Genomic DNA, 3,701 nt, shown 5'->3' with positions numbered 1-3,701 from the left:
CGTTAATCCTCTCCGCCATGCGAGCCACTCGGCGTTAGGGCGTGCTGATGGGGAAGTGGGCGCGCAGCGCTGCGTGCCCAAGTTGAGTCCAGTTCGCCCGCTGCAATACGATAGGCTTGCCGTCGAGCAACGCGACATTGGCAGCACGCAACAGTTTGGCCTCCGCACGCCGCAAAAATGCCTCCGGGCCACTTACCTCGATGGTGAGTGCGAGCTCATCTACACCCACCACGACGATGCCTTGGTAGCCCGGAAGTCTTTCCAGGCAGGGAAGCTGGATTGACGGCCGAGACGCAGAGGCAGGAGTTGAGCCGGTCCGAGCGGGCCGTGCGGGCCATCCTTGCAAGCGCACCATGTCATACCCGCGCACCTTCTAGCGTACTGCCCCTCGTCGAACGAGGTTGACGATCGCCAGAAGGATCACTGCGCCAATCAGCGCGGCGAGCAGACCGCGGAAGCTGAAATCGTTCTGGTTTATCGTCCCCGCCCCCAACAGCGGGCCCATCAGCCATCCGCCGAAGATTGAACCGACGACGCCGACGACAACATTCATGATGATTCCCTGCTCGGCATCCCTTTTCATGATCATGCTGGCCACCCAGCCGATGAGACCTCCGATCACAAGCCAAATGATGAGGTTCACGAAATCGCTCCCGTTGATGAGGACGCGAGCGTTCGCCTCCCTGCCGTTCGGCCTTATAGGACACGCCGTAAAAATCCGTAGGCGGACGCCTGCACACTCTTTTCGGATCGACGCGTGCCCCGGCGGACGATCCTCAACCCGATCAGCGCCCGATCGCGCAGGCCTGCCGGCGTGGTGGTGTCGATCGCGTCGAGCTTCGCCCTCGCCTCTTCGGCGGTTAGAACTGGCGTTTTTTTCCCTTGCGGACCGAGTGGCGGGCCCGCGCACCGAGCGGGCTGGGTTCGAAGCAACGACCTGTCCAACGACGAGCCAGTCGAACAGCACCCGGAGCCCGCCAGGTGCTGCGGCTCCGAGAGCGGCGCCTGGAGCTGCTCGCGACCCGAGCTGGCCCTGCCGACCCTGAAAGGCCGGCCGTGCCCGCTGGTCCGCGGCCCGAGCGGGATAACAGACGAGCCAAGGCCTGCGCCCGCGATCAAGCGCGTGTGCCCACCGAGCAATCCTCGCTGGCGGTGAGAGTCATCTTGCATTCGGCGTGAAGTCGCATTCGAAGCCTTGGATGATGATGGAGCGTTGGGATCAGCAGATGCCTTCGCCTCGAGCGACAGAACGGCCGTTCGCCGCCCACACCTGCAGCAGGAAGTCTTCTTCCTCATGTCGTGCGATGCGAGGAAGTTCCAGTGCCGCGAGCGACGCATGCACCGTTCCGGTCGCCAGCACACGCTCCGGGAAATCGGCGCGCCAGTCGCAGGCCACCAGCGTGCCGACGTCGCTCAAAGACCGTCGACACGCTTGCGCGACGCCGTTCATGTCCTGCTGGTCAAGAAAGTAGCCGACTTCGCTCAGGACGATGAGATCGAAGGGTCCGGCAGCGAAGGGCCAGTCGGCGGGGAGTGTCTGCCGCTCGATGCGCACGTTGCGCAATCCGCGCGTACGCTCGGTGGCGATCTCGACGGCGAATTCAGACCTGTCGCTGGCGAGGAGCTCGTCGCAGCGCGGCGCGAGTTCGGCGGTCAGCTCGCCGATGCCGCAACCGGGCTCGTAGATTCGCCGGTAGTGCCGTTGTGGCAGGGCCGCAAGCAGGAGCGCCCGCTTGCGTACTTCGTACCACCGCGCGCGGAGCTCGTATGGATCATCGCTCGCGCGGTAAAGCGCGTCGAAATAGGCACTCGAATCGTTGCTCATGTGAACATCACCTCGAAGGGGCGCGCAGCACSCTCGACGGTGGTGGCTCGCAGAATGGGGCCGGACCCTGTGGACGCATCGGGCCGCAACTGGCTCGTGAAGCATTGGACGGCGTCTCGCTTCTTGCGCCTCGCTTCATCGTCCAGCTCCAAGCGACGTGCGCAGCCCCATGGAAGCCGAGCATCGCCGACTTCAGCCCAGTGCCAAGCCCACACGGGGATTTCCACGAGACGCGCGCCAATGCGCCCGGCCACGAGTGCGCAAACGTGACCACTGATTTCGTGATCAAGATGGCCATCGCCTCGCCAAGTCGTGAAAATCACATCGGTGCGGCGCACGAGCGGCAGAAGGCGGTCCGCGAGAAGTCCACCCAACGCCTGCAATCCGCCGTCGGGAAGTCCCAGCCGGACGGGCTCCGCATCGACGCCGAGACAACGCAGCGCGCGCTGGCTTTCGAGCGGTCGCTCACGGCGAAGCCGATCGATTGGCCATTCGGACGAGCCCGGGTGACTGGCAGTGCCATCAGTGACCGCCACCACGCAAGTCGCGACCCCAGTGCGCGCCAGCACGGCGAGCAAGCCGCCTGCGCACAGAACTTCGTCGTCGGGATGCGGTGCCACAACGACCGCGCGCGAGCCGTGGGGAACTAGATCCTCCAGAGAAGCAGTGGGTAGACGGGAAAGGCCGTGCCACGCACCCCAAGCGACCTCCAACGTACCTTGTCCAGTGAAGGAGGAACCCCTCAAAGCGCGCACGCCTGGCCTCCGACATCGAGGGCCAGTTCGCCGAGCTGCGCCATGTCGCGCTCTGCGTGGCTCTGCCGGAGGAACACCGGCAAGTCGGCCATCGCGCGTGCGAAGCTCGGATTGCGGCACAACGGACCCGCACCCACCGCCCGGACGGCGTGGTGCATCACGTCTTCGGCGGCGTGCTCGACGAACAGCCGCGTCCGCAAGGCCTCTCGGCGTGCAATCCGCTTCGGATGCAAGTCGATGGTTGCAGCCGTCTCTCGCAACACTGCGGCTGCCGCGGCGAGCGCCGCGTCGATCGCACCGAGATGGGCCARTCGATGTGGGTCGGATGTGTGCCCGGTGGATTCATGGGTCATGCGCGCGATGCCGAGAGCGCCCCCGAACCATACTGCTGCGATGCCTGCGCCACCGTGCCAGAAGCCGGGTCGGTTTACGTAGTCGCCGGGTCGCCCGATTTGAACGGCGTCGGCCTCGGCGAAGCCAACGTCCACGCTGCCACTTGCCGCCATGCCGACGGCTTCCCAGCCTTTGTCGGTGACAGTCACCGCCGGGGGCGAGATGGCAACGGCAGCGAGACACGGTTCGTTCGCGGGGTTCCAGCAACTCACCAAGGCGTGCGTGACAGTCGCGGCGCCGGAGCACCAAGCCTTTTTGCCGGTGAGGCGGACCTTGGAGCCGCTCTTGTCATGCTCCTGGAGCATCAGTCGCGCATCGGGAGGTTCGGCGGACCAAGTGCCCCACCGCAGTCCTTGTTCGGTCCAGGTCACCCCGCATTCCTCAAGAATTGCAAGGGCGTCGGTATGCCCTTCGAAGAGCTTGGCGAGCGAAAGATCGTGCGCCGCGACCTCCGCCAGCACCCGCCATCGCGCGAGCGTGTCGCCGGAGGCGGGAAATGGCAGCCGATCGATCCCGGCTTCGACGAGAAGCTCGAGTGTCAATGTCCCGTGGTGTCGCTGCCGCAGTTGGCGYAGCTTCTCCTCGATGGTGTTTGCAGGCATGAAAACGCGGCGCGGACGAACGAGGTGCATGTCGGCTCCTTTGGCGTGAGAGAACCTACTCTTCGGGCGCCGCGACAGATGTAGGAAGTGGCCGCAGTCCGCATGGCGTTGCGAGCGGTCAAATGG

Annotated in this window: 5 protein-coding genes; 1 reads left to right on the top strand and 4 read right to left on the bottom strand. The window is 65.1% G+C overall.

All coding sequences use genetic code 11. The features are described from left to right. On the top strand, positions 1–283 hold a 283-nt coding region (locus tag AC1DY5_RS46700; RefSeq protein WP_478121179.1), incomplete at its 5' end, for a hypothetical protein. A gap of 90 nt (positions 284–373) precedes the next feature. On the opposite strand, the gene AC1DY5_RS46695 is transcribed toward AC1DY5_RS46700, so the two are convergent. The 4 genes from AC1DY5_RS46695 to AC1DY5_RS46680 all read right to left on the bottom strand — a co-directional run bounded on the left by AC1DY5_RS46695 (position 374) and on the right by AC1DY5_RS46680 (position 3,605). Continuing rightward, positions 374–643 carry a GlsB/YeaQ/YmgE family stress response membrane protein gene (locus AC1DY5_RS46695; RefSeq protein WP_478121178.1) on the bottom strand — a complete coding sequence of 90 codons (270 nt, stop codon included), beginning with the start codon at positions 641–643 and terminating at the stop codon, positions 374–376. Between the two features lie 576 nt (positions 644–1,219). Next, positions 1,220–1,825, bottom strand: coding sequence for a class I SAM-dependent methyltransferase (locus AC1DY5_RS46690; RefSeq protein WP_478121177.1), 606 nt, complete (start codon positions 1,823–1,825; stop codon positions 1,220–1,222). Continuing rightward, on the bottom strand, positions 1,822–2,394 hold the full coding sequence (locus AC1DY5_RS46685) for a PIG-L deacetylase family protein (protein WP_478121180.1): 573 nt from the start codon (positions 2,392–2,394) through the stop codon (positions 1,822–1,824). The genes AC1DY5_RS46690 and AC1DY5_RS46685 overlap by 4 nt, the downstream gene beginning before the upstream one ends. A 173-nt stretch (positions 2,395–2,567) precedes the next feature. Continuing rightward, positions 2,568–3,605, bottom strand: a complete 1,038-nt coding sequence (locus AC1DY5_RS46680; protein WP_478121176.1) for an acyl-CoA dehydrogenase family protein — start codon at positions 3,603–3,605, stop codon at positions 2,568–2,570. Positions 3,606–3,701: the final 96 nt, after the last annotated feature.

It is taken from the genome of Variovorax sp. P4_D9 (genome assembly GCF_056401695.1).
Note: the sequence above shows the minus strand (reverse complement) of the source record. Positions and strands in the feature narration are given on the sequence as shown.